Annotated in this window: 19 protein-coding genes, 1 tRNA gene and 1 riboswitch; of the genes, 5 read left to right on the forward strand and 15 right to left on the reverse strand. The window is 67.3% G+C overall.

The genetic code is table 11. The annotated features are described in order from the left end of the window. Positions 1-65: 65 nt before the first annotated feature. Positions 66-1898, reverse strand: a complete 1833-nt coding sequence (gene btuB / locus H4O13_07340; protein ID MBE5315201.1) for a TonB-dependent vitamin B12 receptor — start codon at positions 1896-1898, stop codon at positions 66-68. Between the two features lie 133 nt (positions 1899-2031). Continuing rightward, positions 2032-2300: riboswitch (cobalamin riboswitch) on the reverse strand. A gap of 120 nt (positions 2301-2420) precedes the next feature. Next, positions 2421-4049, reverse strand: coding sequence for a hypothetical protein (locus H4O13_07345; protein ID MBE5315202.1), 1629 nt, complete (start codon positions 4047-4049; stop codon positions 2421-2423). 319 nt (positions 4050-4368) lie between these two features. Between H4O13_07345 and H4O13_07350 the strand changes: the two genes are divergently transcribed. The 3 genes from H4O13_07350 to H4O13_07360 all read left to right on the forward strand — a co-directional run bounded on the left by H4O13_07350 (position 4369) and on the right by H4O13_07360 (position 6075). Then, positions 4369-5532, forward strand: a complete 1164-nt coding sequence (locus H4O13_07350) for an MFS transporter (protein ID MBE5315203.1) — start codon at positions 4369-4371, stop codon at positions 5530-5532. A gap of 35 nt (positions 5533-5567) precedes the next feature. Continuing rightward, a tRNA-Val gene (locus tag H4O13_07355) sits at positions 5568-5642 on the forward strand. A gap of 172 nt (positions 5643-5814) precedes the next feature. Beyond that, entirely contained in the window at positions 5815-6075 is a 261-nt protein-coding gene (locus H4O13_07360; GenBank protein ID MBE5315204.1) for a hypothetical protein, read from the forward strand. Between the two features lie 17 nt (positions 6076-6092). Here H4O13_07360 and H4O13_07365 read toward each other — a convergent pair whose 3' ends face one another. The 13 genes from H4O13_07365 to H4O13_07425 form a co-directional block, all read right to left on the reverse strand. Continuing rightward, complete coding sequence (locus tag H4O13_07365) at positions 6093-6362, reverse strand: hypothetical protein (GenBank protein ID MBE5315205.1); 270 nt, start codon at positions 6360-6362, stop codon at positions 6093-6095. 265 nt (positions 6363-6627) lie between these two features. Further along, complete coding sequence (locus tag H4O13_07370) at positions 6628-7764, reverse strand: phage major capsid protein (GenBank protein ID MBE5315206.1); 1137 nt, start codon at positions 7762-7764, stop codon at positions 6628-6630. 252 nt (positions 7765-8016) lie between these two features. Beyond that, complete coding sequence (locus tag H4O13_07375; protein MBE5315207.1) at positions 8017-8463, reverse strand: hypothetical protein; 447 nt, start codon at positions 8461-8463, stop codon at positions 8017-8019. After that, positions 8460-9011, reverse strand: coding sequence for a hypothetical protein (locus tag H4O13_07380; protein ID MBE5315208.1), 552 nt, complete (start codon positions 9009-9011; stop codon positions 8460-8462). Before H4O13_07380 ends, H4O13_07375 begins: the two co-directional genes overlap by 4 nt. 304 nt (positions 9012-9315) lie before the next feature. Then, positions 9316-10839: an NTP-binding protein gene (locus H4O13_07385; GenBank protein MBE5315209.1), complete on the reverse strand. Its 1524-nt coding sequence runs from the start codon at positions 10837-10839 to the stop codon at positions 9316-9318. Next, the gene (locus H4O13_07390; protein ID MBE5315210.1) at positions 10836-11267 is read right to left on the reverse strand and encodes a hypothetical protein; all 432 of its coding nucleotides are present in this window, start codon (positions 11265-11267) and stop codon (positions 10836-10838) included. Before H4O13_07390 ends, H4O13_07385 begins: the two co-directional genes overlap by 4 nt. 220 nt (positions 11268-11487) lie before the next feature. Further along, positions 11488-11757, reverse strand: coding sequence for a hypothetical protein (locus H4O13_07395; GenBank protein MBE5315211.1), 270 nt, complete (start codon positions 11755-11757; stop codon positions 11488-11490). Next, positions 11754-12011 (reverse strand): hypothetical protein, encoded by a 258-nt coding sequence (locus H4O13_07400; protein ID MBE5315212.1) that lies wholly within the window; start codon positions 12009-12011, stop codon positions 11754-11756. The genes H4O13_07395 and H4O13_07400 overlap by 4 nt, the downstream gene beginning before the upstream one ends. Then, positions 12008-12226 carry a hypothetical protein gene (locus tag H4O13_07405; GenBank protein ID MBE5315213.1) on the reverse strand — a complete coding sequence of 73 codons (219 nt, stop codon included), beginning with the start codon at positions 12224-12226 and terminating at the stop codon, positions 12008-12010. The genes H4O13_07400 and H4O13_07405 overlap by 4 nt, the downstream gene beginning before the upstream one ends. Further along, the gene (locus H4O13_07410) at positions 12223-12453 is read right to left on the reverse strand and encodes a hypothetical protein (protein MBE5315214.1); all 231 of its coding nucleotides are present in this window, start codon (positions 12451-12453) and stop codon (positions 12223-12225) included. The genes H4O13_07405 and H4O13_07410 overlap by 4 nt, the downstream gene beginning before the upstream one ends. An 82-nt stretch (positions 12454-12535) precedes the next feature. Beyond that, positions 12536-13270, reverse strand: a complete 735-nt coding sequence (locus H4O13_07415; GenBank protein MBE5315215.1) for a hypothetical protein — start codon at positions 13268-13270, stop codon at positions 12536-12538. After that, positions 13267-14493: a tyrosine-type recombinase/integrase gene (locus tag H4O13_07420; GenBank protein MBE5315216.1), complete on the reverse strand. Its 1227-nt coding sequence runs from the start codon at positions 14491-14493 to the stop codon at positions 13267-13269. The genes H4O13_07415 and H4O13_07420 overlap by 4 nt, the downstream gene beginning before the upstream one ends. A gap of 409 nt (positions 14494-14902) precedes the next feature. After that, positions 14903-15124: a hypothetical protein gene (locus tag H4O13_07425; GenBank protein ID MBE5315217.1), complete on the reverse strand. Its 222-nt coding sequence runs from the start codon at positions 15122-15124 to the stop codon at positions 14903-14905. A gap of 133 nt (positions 15125-15257) precedes the next feature. Between H4O13_07425 and H4O13_07430 the strand changes: the two genes are divergently transcribed. Further along, complete coding sequence (locus H4O13_07430; protein MBE5315218.1) at positions 15258-17072, forward strand: hypothetical protein; 1815 nt, start codon at positions 15258-15260, stop codon at positions 17070-17072. A gap of 248 nt (positions 17073-17320) precedes the next feature. Then, a complete protein-coding gene (locus H4O13_07435) occupies positions 17321-18304 on the forward strand; it encodes a ferritin-like protein (GenBank protein ID MBE5315219.1) in 984 nt (327 codons plus the stop codon). The last annotated feature ends 21 nt before the right edge of the window (positions 18305-18325 follow it).

Consider the following 18325-nt stretch of genomic DNA (forward strand, 5'->3'; position numbering starts at 1 on the left):
GCGTTGGAAGTCGAATCCGCGCGGCAGCGCAGGCAGGCGCTGCCGCGCGGGGTGCAAGCCGCGCCTCAGCGCGGGCTGTAGCGCAGGCCGAGCATCCAGGTGCGGCCGGGCTGGTTATAGAAGGCCGCGGTCTCGTACTGGCGATCGAGCAGGTTGTTGCCCGAAAGCTGCAGGCTCCAATCGGCAGTCAGCGACCAAGCGACGCGCAGATCGAGCGTCGCGTAGCCCGGCAGGCGGGTGAAGTTGCCCAGATCGTCGTAGCGTGCGCTCGCCGCGAACACGCTGGCGCCCAGGCTGAAGCGTCCATAGCGGCGGTCGGCATCGATCTGCGCTGAACGCGGCGGTCGGCGCGGCAGCTCCTTGCCCTGGGCCGAACCCGCGCTGACGTTGCGCGCATCCAGCACCGTGGCGCTCGCCCGCAGCTGGGTTGCGGCAATCTCGCCCTCGGCGCTCAGCTCCAGGCCGTCGATGCGCGCGCGGTTGATGTTGACCGGAACGAATTCGACCGGGTCGAAGGCGATCAGCTGGTCGACGTCGGTGCGGAACAGGGACACCGCCCAGCCGCCCCACGCGGGGCTGCCGCGCAGGCCGAGTTCCAGGCTCTTGGATGTCTCGGGCGCAAGGTTCGGGTTGCCGAAACCGGGGAAATAGAGATCGTTGAAACTCGGCGCGCGAAACGCTGTGCCGGCGCTGGCGGTGAGCCGCAGGCTGTCGCTGAAACTCCAGCCCCAGAGCAGGCTGCCGGTGGTCTCGTTGCCGAACTGGCTGTCGTCATCGCGGCGCCCCGCCAGCTGCAGCGAGGCATCTCCCACGGTCTGCTGCCACTGCGCGAACACCGCTTTCTGGGTGCGCGCCTTGACCACGTAGTTGGTGGTGCTGGTCACTTCGTCGCGGTGCCAGTCGAAGCCGGAGCTCAACAGACCGCCGCCCAGCGTGAGATCCGCCTGTACACCGCCACTGTCGCGTTCGGTATCGAAGCTGCTGCGGTAGCGGCCCTCCAGAAAATTGTCGGCAAGGTCGGCATTGCGCCCGAGCCGGAAGGCCAGCGCCAGGCGCTCGCTGGGGTTCAGATCCAGCCTGGCGCCATAGACCTGCTGACTGCCCTCCATCTCATTGGTGAAGCTGCCGTCGAACTCGGTTTCGAAGTCGGCGCGCAGCGCGCGCAGCTCCAAAGCGGCAGCCGGCGAGAAACGCCAGCCGCCGGCCAGCTGCAGGCTGCGATTGGTGTTGCCGTCGGCGTCGGGCTCAGTGGTGAAGCAGCCGCCGCTGTTCGAGCCGCGACAGGCGTTGAAGCCGTCGGTCTCGTCGATCGCGGCATTGACCCGATACCAGCCGCGCTCGCTTCGCGCATCGAGCCCCGCGCTGCCGCGCGCCGTGCCGTGGGTTCCGCCGGCGACGTAGCCACTGGCCCGCAACTCGCCCTGCGCCTCACGGGTGAAGATCTGGATCACGCCGCCCAGCGCGTCGGAGCCATAGAGGCTGGAGAACGGGCCGCGCACGATCTCGATGCGTTCGATCTGCTCCAGCGGAAGATCCTGGAAGGCCGGCGTGCCGGTGGTCGCGGAGCCCACGCGCACGCCGTCGATCAGCAGCAGCACATGCCGCGCCTCGGTGCCACGGAGGAACACGCCGCTGGCCTTGCCGGCGCCGCCGTTGTTGCTGAGCGCAAGCCCGGGCACGCCGCGCAGCAGATCCAGCAGGCTCGGCGCCTGCAGCCGCTCGATGTCGGCGCGATCGAAGACGGTGATGGATGCCAGCGCGGCATCCTGGGTCTGCGGCGTGCGGCTGCCGGTGACCACGATGCGATCCAGCGCCTTGGCGGCAGGCTGTGCGAACGCGGGAAAGGCGGAAGCGAGTGCGGCCGCCAGCAGGGCGGGACGCAGGGGAAGAGGGTGCATCGATGTCTCCTGTCCGCGCCGACCCGCGCGGACGATGGGTGCTTGGGCACCCGACACGCGGAAACGAAGGAGACCTGCAGGCAGGCGCCCGGCATGAGCGCGGACGCACACCCCAAGGCTGCGCCCTCCGCGCGCCGGGAATGATCCCCATGGCCGGTCTCCGGGCTCGCGAGCCAAGGCGGAACCTGTGCTCAGGTTCCGCGTTCGATCCAGGCACCTTCCCATGCACGAGGCACAGTGGCGTTCGCCCGAACCGGGGGCGCGCGTGATGCGCACACCGGCTCGCCTACCGTTGCGGGGGCAGCTCCAGACTTGCGGCAAGTTCACCGCGCACTGGCTTCCCGTTTAAACCGCGGACGCTGCGTCGAGCGCTGCGCGGTCACCGTGGGGCGGCGCGGATGCTAACAGAAGCTTCACTCCGTCACCAAGCGCGCCGGAGGCAGAGTCCGGGTCTAGCGCCCAACGCAGCAGCGGCGACCCGAAGGCCGCCGCTGCTGTTCGCATCCGGTGCTGCAGCGTCGATTACGGGAACTGACCGACCTGCTGCGAGACATTGCTCGGCCACACGCCCAGTTCGGTCTGCACGTAGCTGCCGACCAGGTTCTGCAGCGTGGTGCTGCTGTACGGCGCGCCGGCCGTCGACCAGAACCAGTAGGCCCGCGGAGTCGGTGCCTGGGTGCCGAAGGAGCACTGGTAGTTGCGGGTCACCGCGGTGAGATAGGCGGAGCTGTCGACGTTGGCCCAGCTGTGACTGTCGCCGCCATAGCCTCGGCCATAGACCTTGGCCAGCGTGTCCAGCTCGAACAGATGGGTCTGGTTCGGCAACAGCGCGATGGGCGCGGCGTTGGCGGTGTCGAAGGCGGCATGCATGTCCTGGTGGTGGCTGCTGGGGCTGCCTTCGCGCTTCACCAGACCGAACAGCGCGGTGATGGTGTCGTTGACCAGATCACCTTCAAGCAAGGTGCCGGCGGCCGAGCCGTCGGTTGCCACCACCAGCCCGACCTGGGCCGCCGTGGTCAGCACCTGGATGATCGCCTGGGAGCTCCAATTGCTGGAGGTGAAGCCCGAGACGGCCACGCCCTTCGAAAACAGCGTGGTCATCGGCGGTGCGCCCGGCGGATCGTACTTGAGCTGCGCCCAATCCGAAGACACCGCGCGCGCCTCCTTCGACCACGGACCGCCATAGTTCACCTGCTGCCCCACCCGGCTGCCGTAGGCGATGCGCACATCGAGATCACCGCGACAGGTGCCGGTGCCGCACTCCATGCCGCCCGGCTCACCGTTCTTCGTGCACAGCATGCGTACGCGCATGTGGCTGAAGTTGGTGCCCTTGATGCGGTCGACCTCCCACACGTTGTGGCGGCTGCGGCGGTAGAAGTTGATGTCCTTGGAGGCGCCGCGCGCGTTCACCGAATAGTGCAGTTCGCGCCGCTTCTTCGGCACCGCGCCCCAGGAGCTGTTGTGGTTCTCGTTGATCTCGGTCTGCCAGGGCGAGGGCTGGTGCGGAAAGGTCAGCACGGTGGTGCAGATGCACACGCCCTTGGGCCGCACCTCCCAAGACCCCACCAGACGACGCGCTTCCATCGCAAGCGCGTCATCGCCGAGCGCGGCGACGTGATCAAGCAAGGCTTCACCGCGTCCCGCAGGACTGACGCCGCCGGCCTCGACGGCGGCCATGACCTGCGGGAACTCGCGTGCGGCCACCTCAGCGAAGCGCAGTCTGGCCGCGGCAAGCCCGGCCTCGGCCTGCAGCGCCTGCCAGTCGGCTTCACGCGCCGACATCAGCCAGGCGACCAGTTCGGCGTCGTCCATGCGATCGGCGGGCAGCTCGCGGCTGATCTCGGCGAAGGCGGTGGGGTACTGCGCCGCGAGGTGTGCCGCCAAGCCATTACGGTAATGCCGGGCCAGAAGCTGGGCGTAGCGCTGGATCACCTCCGGATGCCGCTCAAGCGCCGCAGCTTCCAGCGTATCCAGCGGATCGGACCAGCCCTCGATGGCATCCATCAGATCGGCCGAGATGATGCGCTGGCCCTGGTCACCGGCCTCGGGGTCGGTCTGGGCAAACGCGGGCGGCAGAATGAGCAAGGCGAGCAGACCCGCCGTCACAAAGGCGCGGGCGGGTGCAGATCGGTGGGGGCGAGCGTAAGGCATGGCAGGTCTCCATGAGGGGCATCAGTCCCGGCTGCCTGCCGTGGGCAGGAGCGAGGGCTGCGGAATCGCAGCGCCGTCGACCCTAGGAGCGCACCCGAGGGCCGCCAAGGAAGATCACGGGAAGATGAGGGGAAGCCGAAGCCGACGTACCGCGCTTGGGCCCGCAGCTTCCGCAGCGTCCACGGGTGTCCCGCGCGGATGTGATCGGAACCACACCAGGTGCTATACCGGCGGGCGCCGAGCGTCTGCGCACCAGCCACGAGCGAGCTCACCGCGGGCGGCACGCGGCATGCGCAGGTAGAAGGGCCGATAATGCGACATGCCCAACCTGCCCTATTGGCGCCTGTCCGCCGTCTACTTCGCCTACCACGCCGCCATCGGTGTCTTCACGCCCTACTTCGCGCGTTGGATGGAAGGCCTCGGACACGGCGCGCTGGCCATCAGCAGCCTGTTCGCCCTGTGGTACGGCACACGCATCTTCGGCCCGCCGCTGTTCGCCCACTACGCCCGCGGGTCAACGCACCCCAAGGCCTGGCTGCTCGGCGGGCTTTGGGCCTCGGCGGTCTTCTATCTGGGCTTCTTCGGGGCTCAGCACCTGTGGCTGTTGGCGCTGTCGATGGTCGCCTTCAGCCTCTGCTACAACGCGATCCTGCCGCAGCTCGAAGCCTTCACGCTTGCCGGTCTGGGTCCACGCAAACACGACTACGGACGCGTGCGTCTCTGGGGTTCGCTGGGCTTCATTCTGCTGGCCGTCGGCTACGGCTGGCTGCTGCAGCACGGTGATGCGCCCGACCTGCCCTGGGTGATGGGGGCCGGCATTGTTGCCACCGCCCTGATCACCCACGCCCTGCCCGCTCAGAAACGCCTGGACACCGATCCGCCGCCCAGCCAGGCAGGGCTGTGGGAACTGCTTCGGCGCCCGGGCGTGCGGGCCTTCATCGCCATCGTGATGCTCACCCAGATCAGCTTTGGCAGCTATTACCTGTTCTTCACTCTGCAGCTGGAGCGCCATGGCCACAGCACCGACGTGGTCGGCCAGCTGTGGGGCTTGGGTGTCGTCGCCGAGATCGTGCTCTTCATGTATGCCGGCAGCCTGCTGCGACGGGTGAGCGCGCAGCGGACCCTGCAGATCGCGCTCGCCGTCACCGCCCTGCGCTGGCTCAGCATCGCGCTGCTTCCGCAGTCGCTCACCCTGATGCTGCTGGTGCAGGTCGCGCATGCGATCGGATTCGGTGCGTTTCATGTCGCCTGCATGCAGCGCGTCGTCGAGCTGTTCCCCGAGTCGGATCGACTCGGCGCGCAGAGTCTGATGTACAGCCTGGGCTCGGGCTTGGGCGGCGTACTGGGCGCTCTGATCGCAGGTGCGCTGTGGAAAGCCGGCGGTGGCGCCCTCGCCTTCGCCGCGGCGGCCTCGGTCGCGACGCTGGCGCTGATCCCAGCCATGCGCCGCTTCGGCGGCAAGCACTCGCACGCCGAGGCTTGATCTCACCGGCGTCGATGTGCACAATGCGCGGCTTCGGGCGGTTAGCTCAGCGGTAGAGCATTGCCTTCACACGGCAAGGGTCGCAGGTTCGATCCCTGCACCGCCCACCAAATAGCCAAGGTTTTCAACGACTTGGAAAGCTGAAAGGCCTCGCACTGCGGGGCCTTTTTTGCTGTTCTGCACCTGTTCTGCAAAACGACCCCAGGTTGCCACCGACGTGTGGCCTCGACGGCGGTGCTGCGCGTTAGAGTGATGGTGAGGATGACCGACCGAGCCAACAGAATGAGCGATGTGTCAGAGATGGAGACATGGGAACTGGAAGCCGAGCTCGTGAAGGAACGATCTCAGCATGGACCAGTCGGCAAGGACCGCATCCGTGAAGAACTCGCAAAGCGCAAGGACGCGGCCCAGCAGCGAGCGCTGACGGCGGCAGAGCGCTCTGCGGCGGCGAGTGAACGTTCCGCCAATTCATCACGCATTGCGGCTTGGTCCGCGGTCGCGGCTGCTGTGGCCTCCGCCCTGACTATGCTGTTTGCAGGCTGAAGCGACTAGCCTCCCCGCTAAACTCGCTCGATCCGCACCACGCGCCCACCGCGCACCGTGAACAGCGCCAGACCGGTATCGCGCTCGAACTCCCAACGTTCGGCGACGGCTGCGCCGTGCTCGTTTACCAGGGTGACGATACGCCAGGGGGTGCCGCAGGCCCGCAGCTTCGTCACGGGCGCGCCCACGGTGATAACTGACTGGCCGCAGCGCTCCGAATGGGAAGGGCTGGCGAGGGTCGCCAGTGGGGCCAGTAGCAGGGCGAACAACAGCAAGGCGCGGCGCATGGCTGGCTCCGGTGTCAGATGGTTGGCCAAGGGTGCCACGCGTCGCGGAACAGGGGCTGAAAAGGCTAAGGCCCGCCCCCTTCCGAGGGGCGGGCCTTCCTGCCCGGTAGTGGGTGAGGCTCCGGGGCTTCGAGGCGCTGTCTGAAGGCGCCCGTTTCACGCTCACGCTCGAACCCTTTGCGCGCGTGCTGCTGCGGGTTTTTCGGGTCCGGACACTCCGCAGCTTGTCCGGGCGGGCCAATCATGAAAGCCCGCGGGTCTTCGCTTAGTCGGCCGTCACCAGGTCACGGCAGACCGCGAAGGCTTTGGCATGGCGCAGGCCGATGCCGATATCCGCATAGACGTGAATATCCACGCTGCCGTCGGTCTTCGGCGGCAGTACCAGCACGTCGAGTGCGGCCGGTCCCCAGAGCCCCACCAACAGCTGGGAGAAGTCGCCCAGGACGGCCGAGGAAAGCCCGGTGCCGGTGCCCTTCTCGCCGCTGCTCGGCAGGTGCGTGGTGGCGTTCGCGGCGTAGCCCAGGACACGATTTGCGTCATCCCACAGCGGCGAAGTCTGCGTGGCGCTGCGCGCGGTCTTCCGCATCCTTCGGCGGGCCTGCGGCGTGGTGAAAAGGGCGTTCGGCGTGCGCCCGCTCGCAAGGCCCAAGGCTTCCTCCATGTCGCACAGCAGATCGAGCGAAGGAGCCGCGCCGTTCGTTCCGGCGCCAATGTCCAGGATGCCGGCGCTTGCGAGGATGCCGGCCGGCTCGTTGCCGATGCCCGTTCCCGACAGTGCGACCCGATCGACTTCTGCCCAGATCGCCGTCATCAGTTCGTCCGTGATAACGGCCTCGATACGGTTCGACAGGCTGGAAAGCTTGGTCATGCGGCGCGACACCTTGACCTGCGCCGTCACGGTGCGGGGCTCGATGATGACCTGATCCACGGAAGGATCGGCCTCGGGCGGATTCTCAAACTCGCCGATCCAGGCGACGCCCGCGCCTTGGCTGGCGCGTGGCATGACCAGCTTTTCCATGCCCTGCAGCCCTGCGATCAGCTGCGCGCCAGCCTGCAGGGTGCCGCTGAAGGGTCGCAGGGCCTCGATCAGCTGGCCGTCATGCTTGCCGGTGATGAGTTCCTTGCCCTGTCCGGGCGTGGTGATGTTCAAGGCGCGCTCCATCGGCAGCCAGAAGCCGCGCGGCGGTTTGCCGGTGGCCTCGGTGATGCGTCGCGACACTTCGCCCACTGCGTCGGCGCTGCGCTGCTTGGCGGCGTCCAAGTGGATGTCTGCCACGTCCGCCAGCAATCGGTGAACGTAGTTATCGATGGTCACGCCGGCCGAAGCCAAGCGGGTCTGCTGGATCGCTCGCGTGTGCAGCTGCTCAAGCTGCCGGGTCATGCCGATTCGGTTCTGCTGCATGTCATTGTCTCCAGGACCAAAGCCAGCCGCGTGCAGGCCGAAGGGCGGTGCGCAGGTCGGTGGGCTTCATGGGTTTGAGCGCGTCGCGCGCGCCGTCTGTGATTGCCTGCTCAGGGTCCAGGCGACTTTGACCAGGGCGCAGCCGGCGCTTTGAGTTGTGCTTTTTCGGCGGTCGGCTCACTGCTGGCTCCCGTTGCGGGTGTTGCCAGTCTCCGGGCCTCGCACCCAAGTTGCGACGGGGTTTCGCTTGGGTCAGGCCGCGTCGGCCTCGTCGGTGTCAGACCAGCCGCGCAGCACGTTGTGCAGCGCCTGCGCGGTGCCCGGCATCGTTCCGCCGCAACAGTCCAGGGCCAGCGCCAAGGCTTCGATGACTGGCGAGGGCGCTGCAGCGCCCGGCTGTGCGCGGCGACGTTCGCGGTAGCGCCGGGCATGGCCTAGCAGGCGCAGCAGCTCCCGCGCTTGTGTCCAGGTGCCGGACTCGGGCAATCGCTGCGCGGCCTCGCGCAGCCAGTAATCCCGGCCCTGCCTGCGGCCGTCCGCTGCGGAGCGCAGACCAAGGTAGACATGCGCGGCCTGCGGGCCGGCTGGGTCGGCGCCCGCGTGCAGCAGCCAAGCGCGGATGCGTTCGCAGGCCCACGCGGCGGCCTCAGGGTCGGGCACGCCCGCCGCGATGCAGCCCAGCGCGCGGGCGCGGTTCAATCCGCACTCCCGTAGAAGGCGACGCCCGCCAGCGCGTCGAGCTCGACCTCGGCCGTCTCACGGTCCAGTGCCGCCAGACGGGGCAAGTCGGCGGCCAGCAGGTCCAGGAAGTGCGCCAGCGAGGCGGCTTGCTCGTCGGTCCAGGTGTTGCGGACGCGGCTCAGGGCGTCTTCAAGCTCCGCGACGCGGGCGCGCAGGGCTTCGCGCTCGTCGGCGGCGGGCTGGCTGCCAGCAGCGCCGGCATAGCGCCGGATCAAGTCGGCGATTCGATCCAGCGTGCCGCCGTTGCGCTGGGTGCCCTTTCGGCCGCCTCGGCCTGGGTCCAGCGTGTTCGACAGCTTCACCAGTGAGCCGGGGACGTCGATGTTTCCGCGCGCGTCGGTGCAGAGCCGGCCCTCGGACCGCCAGCGGCTCACCAGGGGCTGCGACACGTTCAGCAGGCGGGCGAACTCTTGGCCCGAGGCCAGCGCGGGCAGAGTGTCGGGCGGCGCGAGGCTCAGACCGGGCTGCGGCGACGTGGCTTGCAGGTCATATCCCGCTGATTTCATTACCGATTCCCTCAATTCACCAATTCTCTTTACCGCTGACTACAGGGCGAATGCGGCCTCGCTACCCGCATCCCCGAAGGTTGCGGGAGGACCCGACGCCCTCGACCGCCCCTGCGCTCTTTCCGGTGTTGGCGTCCATGCGTCCAGGCACGTCCATGGACATTCCCATTGCGGGACAACGCGGGCGCGTGTGTGAGGCTTAAATGCGAAGTCCATGGACTTGCGTGGACGCGTGGACGTGGCGGCGTCAAGGCGTCAGGGCGCGTCCGGGGCGAGGGCGAAAGCGGATCAGGCGCGAGCATCATCAATCCGGGTCCGCCAGAGAGCGCAGGCGGATGCCTGTATGCATGCGCACTCGGCTACCGCCGCTTGCTCCGCGCTTGCTGCCAAGGTTGGGCAACGCGGCGCGCAGCTTCTTCCCGAAGTTGGCTTCGGTGCCGGCTTCCTTGACGCCGTGAGCGTTGCACCACTCGCGCCATGCGTTGAACAGCGCCAAGCGTTCGATGCTTGCCCATGCCTCAACCACGCATTCATCGGCGATGAAGCTGCTTATCGGGCTGCTCAGCGACTCCAGGGCAATGGCAAGCTCTCGGCCCGTCTCGGGCTGCAGCAGTCGGCCGCGTACCCTAAGCCTGTCCAGGCCTTGCAGTGACCACAGCAGGATGCCGGGCAGTTCCTCCAGCAGCCTGTCAGTAAGCCCAGGGTCTTCCTCACCGAAGAAGCTGCGGCGCATGCTCAGCACGATGAAGCGCGAGGACAGCGCGGCGCTCGCATCGGCCAGCGTGGGCAGTTCGTTCGATGCGATGACAAAGCGGGTCGGCAGCTTGCCGGTCCAGTCTTCGCGGTGCTTCCGTTGCACCGTGACGGCATCCTCGCCGCTGATTCGCAGGATGGCTTCGGCGATGGCTGCCACGTCAGCACGGCCGGAGAGCCGGGCATCGGAGACGATGGCAAGCCGCTTTCCGATCAAGGGTTGCAGGCCGAAGCGTTCGCCCAGTTCGCCCAGGGTGGGGGCGACGGTGTTGGCAGGGCCGGCGAGCTCGCGCAGCACGCGCAGGATGGTGCCCTTTCCGCTGCGCTTGGGGCCGCAGATCAGCAGGGCCTTTTGGTAGCGCGTGACCTCGGTCAGCGCGACCAGGCCGAACCATTCCTGCAGGGCTTCGATGGTCTGCGGATCATCCGGCCAGATGCTGCCGAGAAAGCCCAGCCACTCGATAGGCTCGGGGGCGTTGACGTAGTAGGCGACCGGCAGCGCGCTGGTTGCGAACAGGCGCGGTTCGGGCGGTGCAAGTGTTCGAGTGCGGGTGTTCAGCAGGCCGTTCGATACTGCGACAAGCTCGGCAGGGTCTGCGCCGTCATAGCCCGGCAGCCAGCCGGGCGCCTCGATGCTCTCGGGCAGGAAGCATGCTGAACGCAGCGCGTCGATCAAGTCGCCGATGTGGCGCCGGTTCGGTTTGTCGCCCTGATCCTGCAGCCCCCGGTAGAACTCGGCGCGATAGGTGGCCTCGCTGGTCACGTCGTAGTGCGTGCCAGCCCATGCGAGAAAGTCGCCGCGCCAGTGATGCAGGCCCGGCACGCCCTCGACGGCGTAGCGCAGCCGGAAGCGGCAGGCTGCGGCGAAAGGTTCCTTCGGGTCCAGGCGGTGGCGCAGTTGCGAGACGTTGCCGGGTGCGCGCCCGCTGGCGGGCTTGGCTGCGCGTGGTGGTAGCGGCGGTGCTCTCTCGGGGGTGGCGTAGCGGGGCGGGGGTGATGCGCCGCCAAGGGCCGCGCGTGGCGGCTCTTGGGGCGCATGCTCGGGCTGGCCGCTGTCGTGGTCGGGCGGCATCATGCGTCGCCGTCCTCGCCGTACACAGGCGGAAGCTGCGGCCGGTCCGGGCGTGTGCCGTCGCACTGTGGAAACACCCGGACCCGCTTTCCCTGCAGGGCAGCCGTGACGGTCTGCAAGTCGTAGGCGGCATGCTCCTGCAGCCTTTGCAGGTGGTAGGGGTTGGACAGGTCGGTGTTCGATGCCAGATGCGCCAACAATTCGTGCCGCTGGGCGAGCGCGCGCAGCTGGCCGGCATGTGCCTGCAGTTCGGCTTGCGCATGCGCGTCCTCGGCAGTTTCGCCCCAGACGACGGCGCACGGCGGCCCGGCATCCTCGCCGGGGCCGTGCAGGGCCACGCGGTGGCCGCCGCTGGGCTTGTCGGAAGGCCCCAGCGCCTGCAGGCGCAGCGGCGTCGGTGATGCGTGCATCAGCGTCTGGAGCGGCTTCATATGGGCCTGTCTCCACCTTCGTTTGCCGGCCACTTCGGGCAGGCGCAGACCTCGGGGAAGGCCGCTTGATCCTCGCGGCCGATGAAAGCCACAGTGCCATCCGCGAAGCGGTACAGGTGCCCGCCCAGGTGCGGCACCGCGCGATGTTCGACTGCGTGGCGGGCTGCTCGCCGAAGGGCGTGGGTGAAGTCTCTGGCGCCGTCCAAGATGCGAGCGGCCATCATCCGTGCGCCTCCCGCCGCGCGTGCTGCTCTGCGGCTGCGCGCGAGGCTTCGGCTTGCCTGACCATGCCCTCTACCAGTTCGATGTCATGCATCGCGAGCCGTTCGGCGGCCTGCGCGAGCGTGCGAACGTCGGAGCCTTCCGGCGCAGCGCGCCAGATGGCCGATAGAAGCGCCTGCATCTCGCGCAGGTGCTCGCGGTGCAGGGTGGTGGCGTCGATTCGCGCGATAGCGGCCCACACAGGGCTGTCTGGGGTCTGGGTTTTCATGCCCGGCCCTCCTTCGCTGCGCGGATTCGATCGCGCAGCGCCAATTGGCGCTCGAACAGGTCGCCCAAGCCGTCCTCGACGGTCTTGTGGGCCATCATCGCCAGATGGTGGGCGGTTTCGACGCCTTCCGCGCCTTTCGTCTCGCCGGCGATCACTTCCAGGGCTGCGCCGGCCTGATTCAGCAGCGCGAGCGCGATTTCGACGGCATCAAGCTGCGCCTGCGCTTCGCGGGGGCTCAAATCGTTCGGTTTCATGCGCGATTCCCCCCGCAGCGCGCCACGGCGGTGGCGTACGTGCTCAGCGACGCCCGGAGCGCGCGGTATTCGCTCGATTCCTCGGGATTTCGCACGTTGCGAAGCTCGCCGGAGCGCCAGAGCGTCAGCACGCGCTGCGCTTGGGCAGCGAGCATGTCGGCGGCCATCACGCGGGCCGCGACATTGCCAGGCAGCAGGGCTGCGGCCGGATTCATGCGGCCACCCGATCGACCGGGCGAGCCCGGTAGCTCACCGGGCTACCGGCGTTGCTACGCTTCTCCAGAAAGTCCACCCACGCCCGCACAGCCTCAGGCCGGGCGAAGCGGCGGCGGCCCACGAGGAATGTCTTCAGGTGCCCTTCGCGGATCGCGTCATCTACCAGGGCCAGCGACTCGCCGGCCACCTCGGCAATCTCCTGCCGGCTCAGCTTCAGCTTTTCCATGTATCTGCCTCCGTACTGGCCGCGAATCGAAGCGATGCGGCTCGGAGACAGGTTCAGGGAACGCAGCGGAAACGAACGAAGCTCATTTCCTACTTTCTTCTTCCAGCTCCGTCAGGTAGTTCCGGATAGTCTTCGGATCGCACTTCGCGAGCCAGTCAGTGACGTCCGTCGCCGGCCGAACCGCAGCGGCTGTGCGCTGGATCTTCTGCACGAAGGGTGTGCTCCATGGCCTTGCAGGCAAGCTCCGGAAGGTTGCGTCAATCCATGACATCGCCGCGCGCTTAAGGCTGTTTCTCGACTCCCCAGAGGTCACCCCAGCAGAAACGCACTTTGCGTTCTTCGGCGCGACATCCTCTGCCAGAACATACAGATCCACGAACCGAACCCGCTTGGACTGCAGCAAGCTGGCCCGCTGCGCGGGGAACCATGCAAAGTCGCGATCGGATGTAGCCAAGAACGCAATCGGGCAGGCGATTGACACATCTCGACAGGCCTCGGCGAGGCCACCATCCACACTCTCTGTGGTTGCGTCATTCCACACGCGCCAGAACTGCGGGAGAGTAAAAGCCGGGCTCCTCAGACGCTCCGCCCCATGCTCATCAATCAGAACCCACAGATCCCCCCGCTGGTGTCGGGTCACTCGCACCGGCTCATCCAACGTTCCCATCGGCGGCTCCGGAATCGCCTTGAGGCCGTCCGCGTCCAGGTAGACCGGCAGGTAGTCGGACATGCACCCCTGCCGGATAGCCTCGACGGAAACGCCAAGCATCTCTGGCGCATCCTCGATGCGAACGAATGCGGGCTTGAGGATGCTCACGGCGTCACCAGCTTGGCGACAGCATCTGCCCCGTAGCTCGGGCACAGGTGCGCATATCGTTCCGTCATTGCGATTGTTGCGTGCCCCAACAGATCGCGAATGACCGCCAGCGGCACCCCAGCCATGGCCAGACGACTGGCGAAGTCGTGGCGGCAGTCGTGGAAACGGAAGCTCTCGATCTGCGCGCGCTCCAAGAGCCCCGCCCACGCCTTCTTGGGGTCCTGCAGCGGAAACACACGGTCGGCGCTGTTCTGGCGCCGCCAGCGAGTGAGAGCGTCGACGGCCACGTCGTTCAAGGGGATCACCCGAGACTTTGCTCCCTTCGACGTTTCAGCCCGCACGGTGAGCTGTCTCAAGCGTAGATCCACATCCGCCCATCGCAAGCCGGTCAGCTCGCCACGCCGGCAGCCGGTGTTCAGGGCGGTCAGCACAAGCGGCGAGAGCACATCGGCGAACCCATCCGCCGGGATCGCCTGCAGGTCGGCGTGCTGCTGTCTACGCCCGGCCAGAGTGCGGGCGCGGGCCTCGATCATCTCGCTGTTGCGGGCGTCCAGAGCTTGCAGCAAGCGCGCGCGCTCGTCGGTGGACAGGAAGCGCACGCGCTTTTCGATCGGCGCGCGATCGGGCTCCGCATCCTTGCCCAAGACCCGCTCAGCCAGCTTCCACCGCACGGCCATCGCGAACGCTGCCTTGAGCGCGGCGAGGTCGCGATTGATCGTCGCAGGGGTGCGGCGGGCGCGCTTGCGGGCCGTCTTCCATGCGTCGATTGCAGCCGCGTCGATCTCGCCCAAGGGCTTGTCGAGTAGATCAGAGAAGGCCGACTCAAGCCGCTGCGCGGTAAGCTCGCCCGACTTCCGGTTCACCCGCACCCATGGCGCGTAGTGCTTGGCGATGAAGGCGCCGAGCGTCAACGCGCCGGGCTGCAGGGCCGCCAGCCGCGCTTGCTCCGCCTCCACGACGCTGCGCGGTGCGCCCAGCTCTTCAATTTCCGCGAGCATCAAGCGTGCTTGCGCGCGGGCGGCGTCCAAGGTGATGCCCGGCCAGGTGCCCAAGGTCTGCGCGAGACCGCGGCCATAGTGGACATACCACGCCTTCCGGCCGGTCGGATTGACCCGGAGCGCAAGGCCCACGGTCTGGCTGTCGCGCAGCCAGTACGGCTTGTTTTCGGGAACAGCTCGCTCGACTTTGGCGAGGGTCAGGTTGAAGCGCGAGACGGTGGGCATGTTGGGGCCTGTTCTGCACCTGTTCTGCAAAACATAACACGTCGCGACGCTTCGCGATTCTTCGCTTTGTTTTATATCAACGACTTAGATCGCAAGCCCTTGATCCACAACCCCCATGAATCGCGTTCACACGGCAAGGGTCGCAGGTTCGATCCCTGCACCGCCCACCAAATCGATGACGTCATCAGGCCACCCTCGCGGTGGCCTGATGCGTTTCTGGGGTCCGCTGGCCCCTCGCGAACCGTGTCTCTGAGAGATCTCCCCCGGGGTCACCGCCCGAACGGCCCGACCAAAGCGCGCGTCTCGGCCTGGTTTCGTGTGCCGATCCAGGCTTCTCCGGGGGCGTCTGCGGGGCGATCCCACGGCTGGTTTTGCGCAGTTTTGCCCTCTCGGCCGTTTGTGACAGCGCTCACACCTCGTCTGACAGCCTGCCAGATCCAACAGGATGGCCGAGCGCCGTCGCGGCGCTGGAAACCGCTTCGCGCGCGCCCTCAGCATCAGCGCCCAGCAGGCTGATTTCGCTTGATTTTTTCGAGATCGACGGGCGCAGACGGCAGGCGCGGAATCGTTCAGGCCTCGAATGCGCCAACGCTGCGAAATCCGCGACGCGCGCGAAATCGCGCTTGCGCAATCTGCGAACTGGATCGCATCTTCGGATCGCGGGGACGGAGGTCGCTGCGCTGCGGTTGAAGGACCTTCCGGGTTCCCAACGGCCCTGCGACGACCGCTCTCCGCTCTATCCAGGCCAGACCCAGGGGGAAGTCATGATTGCGCGCCACCTTGCGATGCTTCTGTGCGTTCTCCTCGGCAGCGATGCTCTCGCCGCCGGCGAGCCTGCCGCCGCGCCTGCGACCACTGGGCCGCACGGCATACGGCTGATCAATCCGAGCCTGTACGTCGCGCAGCCTCCTGCAGGCACGCCCACGCCACAGCGCGAGCCGGACATCGATCAGGCCAAGCTGCTTGCGGGAGGCTACCCGCTCAAGGTCGTGCTGGAAGCCGGCCAGAACCTGTTCAACAACCCGTTCGAAGTGGCGAACGGACACGGCGAAGGTCGGAACGGGCCGCGCTCTCTGCAGCGCAAGACCTGGAATCCGCGCGGCGTGACCGATGACCAGGACGCCTGGCCCTTCCTGCGCGTCAACGGCATCGATTCGCAGAGCTGCTTCGAGTGCCACAACACGATCGGCAAAGAGAACCCGCCGGATGCCGCGACCGCCGCTTACGTGCGTCGTCCAGGGGCCCAGGGGGGGCCGGCGGGAGCTGCCAGCACAGCCTTCATCAACGATCTGTTTCCCGAGTACCTCGGACAGCCGAACTCGGTGCTGACCAAGTTCGCGCGCAACCCACCGCACGTGTTCGGCACCGGCTACACCCAGCGACTGGCCACCGAAATGAGCACCGAGCTGGCGGCGCGCGCCGGGCTGGCGCGCGCACTGGCCAAGCGCAGCCCCGGCAAACCGGTGGCGATCCCGCTGCAGAGCAAGGGCGTCGATTTCGGTGTGTTCAGCGCGAGCTGCACCAGCGCCGGCGAATGCACCGACGATCTCAGCAAGGTGGTGGGCGTACAGGGCGACCTAATCATCCGCCCGTTTCAGTGGGGCGGCATCAGCTCGACGGTGCGCCACTTCGCTCGCGATGCGCTCGACTTCCACTTCAGCGTTCAGGCCGTGGAAAAGGTCGGTCGCCAGGACTGCGATCTGGATGGCCAGATCGACGAGGTGACGGTGGGCAACGTCAGCGCGCTGGCGTCCTACGTCACGATGTTCCGCCCGCCGGTGCAGGAGATCGCCCCGGGCAAGGAGGCGTCGGTGCAGCGCGGTCGCGCCCTGCTCGACAAGATCGGGTGCACCGACTGCCATCGCGCCAGCATGACCATCGTCAATCCGACGCTGACGATCATGACGCCCGCGGAAGTGCCGCCCGGCACGCCCTGCCCGGCGGAAGTCTCCAGCCTGATCAACCCGGTCGCAGAGGACGCGCACCTCGGGCTTGCGGAGATCCAAGCCTATCTCGATGCCGCCGAAGCCAAGGCCCCGGTTGCCAAGCTCTCTGAAGACGCGTCGCCCGAAGCCGCCTACGCCGCGCTCGAACCCCACCTGCATACTGACGGCGTGGTCGCGCTGGCCTCGAAGAACTACCAGATCGACCTGAGTCTGAGCGGCGTCGCGATGGGCAACGCTCCCGCCTACGTGTGGCCACGGCTGCCGGCCGGACCGGATCGCCGAGTCGAGGTGCCCCTCTTCAGCGATCTCAAGCTGCACTACATGGGCAAGCGCCTGTCGGACGACTATCCGCAGCCGGTCGACAGCCCGGGCTATGCCGCGCAGCCGGGCTACTACGTGACCCGCGTGCTGTGGGGTATCAACGACACCGATCCGTACCTGCACGATGGTCGAGCCCGCACCCTCGAAGACGCCATCCGACTGCACGGCGCAGAAGGCAGCGAGGCGGCGCCCGCCGCAGCGAAGTTCGCCGCGCTGTCGCCGACCGATCAGCAGGCGCTGCTTGATTTTCTGCAGAGCCTCCGGCTCCCGGTCGCCAAGGGCGTGACCCAGCCGGAGTACGTCAGTCGCTGAACGCCGCTCCGCGTGTCGCCCGCTGCCTCGCCGCAGCCAGCAGCTCGTTGAAGTACTCCCTTCCGGGGAGCGTTTCAAGGCGGCGGTCCGGCGCAGGTCCGTACCGCCTCACGACGAAGCCATCGCTTACGCGCTTGCTTCGTCGTCCCGGCCATCCCTGGCCAGGCTGGCAGGCTGTTTCTCAACAGCCTGCCAGCGCCCACCGCATCCGCCCGGCCGTTCGCGGCCATTGACTCGGACACCAGCCGATGAGCAAGCACGACTCCACGCAATGGACGCTCGCCCACCTGCGCGAGCACCTGCAGTTCGCCATCCAGCTCGAGTACTGGACGGTGCCGTTCTATATGTCGTCGATGTACTCGATCAAGGATCCCACCAGCGACGTCTACAAGCTGGTCCAGTCGGTCGTGTATCAGGAGATGCTGCACATCCAGCTGGCCTGCAATGTCGCCAATGCCTTCGGCGCCACGATCGATCTGGAGCACGCCTTCATCCAGCCCGAGTACGTTGGCCAGACCGTGCCGCATCTGCAGTTCACTGCCGGCGAAATCGGTCGCGACCCACTCGACCCCAGCCTGAGCTTCTCGCCCTACAGCGCAGAGATCGGGCCGCTGGACGAACTGCGCATCAACGCGATGTGCCTGATCGAGTACCCCGAAGTGGACGTGGATGAGCCACCGAAGCTGAGGCAGGACGTCAGCGAGTACAGCACCATCGGCGAGTTCTATCGGGCCGTGCTGTTCGGCGCCACCCAGCATGTGGAAGCGATCCGCCCCAACCACAACCAGATCGATGTCTTCCAGAACTTCTATCGAAGCTTCCCCGGCCAGGTGGTGGACAGCGCCGGCGTCGACGGGCTGGAGCAGGTGATCCTGCTGATCCGGGCGATCACGGATCAGGGCGAAGGCGTGCGGCGCAGCAACACCGTTCCCACCGAGTTTCGCAACACCGCCGATGGCTTCAACACGCCCATGGATCACTTCGCCAAGTTCGAGCTGATCAAGAGCCTGCAGCGCCGACCCGAGTGCTACGAGGGGGTTGCCACGCCGCCACCGGGTTCGGAAGGCGCGCGGGCGCAGGCCATCCTGGCGCGCCACTTCCAGCAGTTCCGGCGCGACATGGTGGAACTCTTCAACGGCCGTCCACCCGCCGACTTCGGGCCGAACATGGCGCGCCTGGGCGGCAACATCCTGAACTGCTGGAAGCACGGCGCAGTGCCGCGCTTTGGCTAGCAGGCTGTTGAAAAACACCTG

The organism is Lysobacterales bacterium (assembly GCA_014946745.1).
GTDB lineage: Bacteria > Pseudomonadota > Gammaproteobacteria > Xanthomonadales > Xanthomonadaceae > Aquimonas.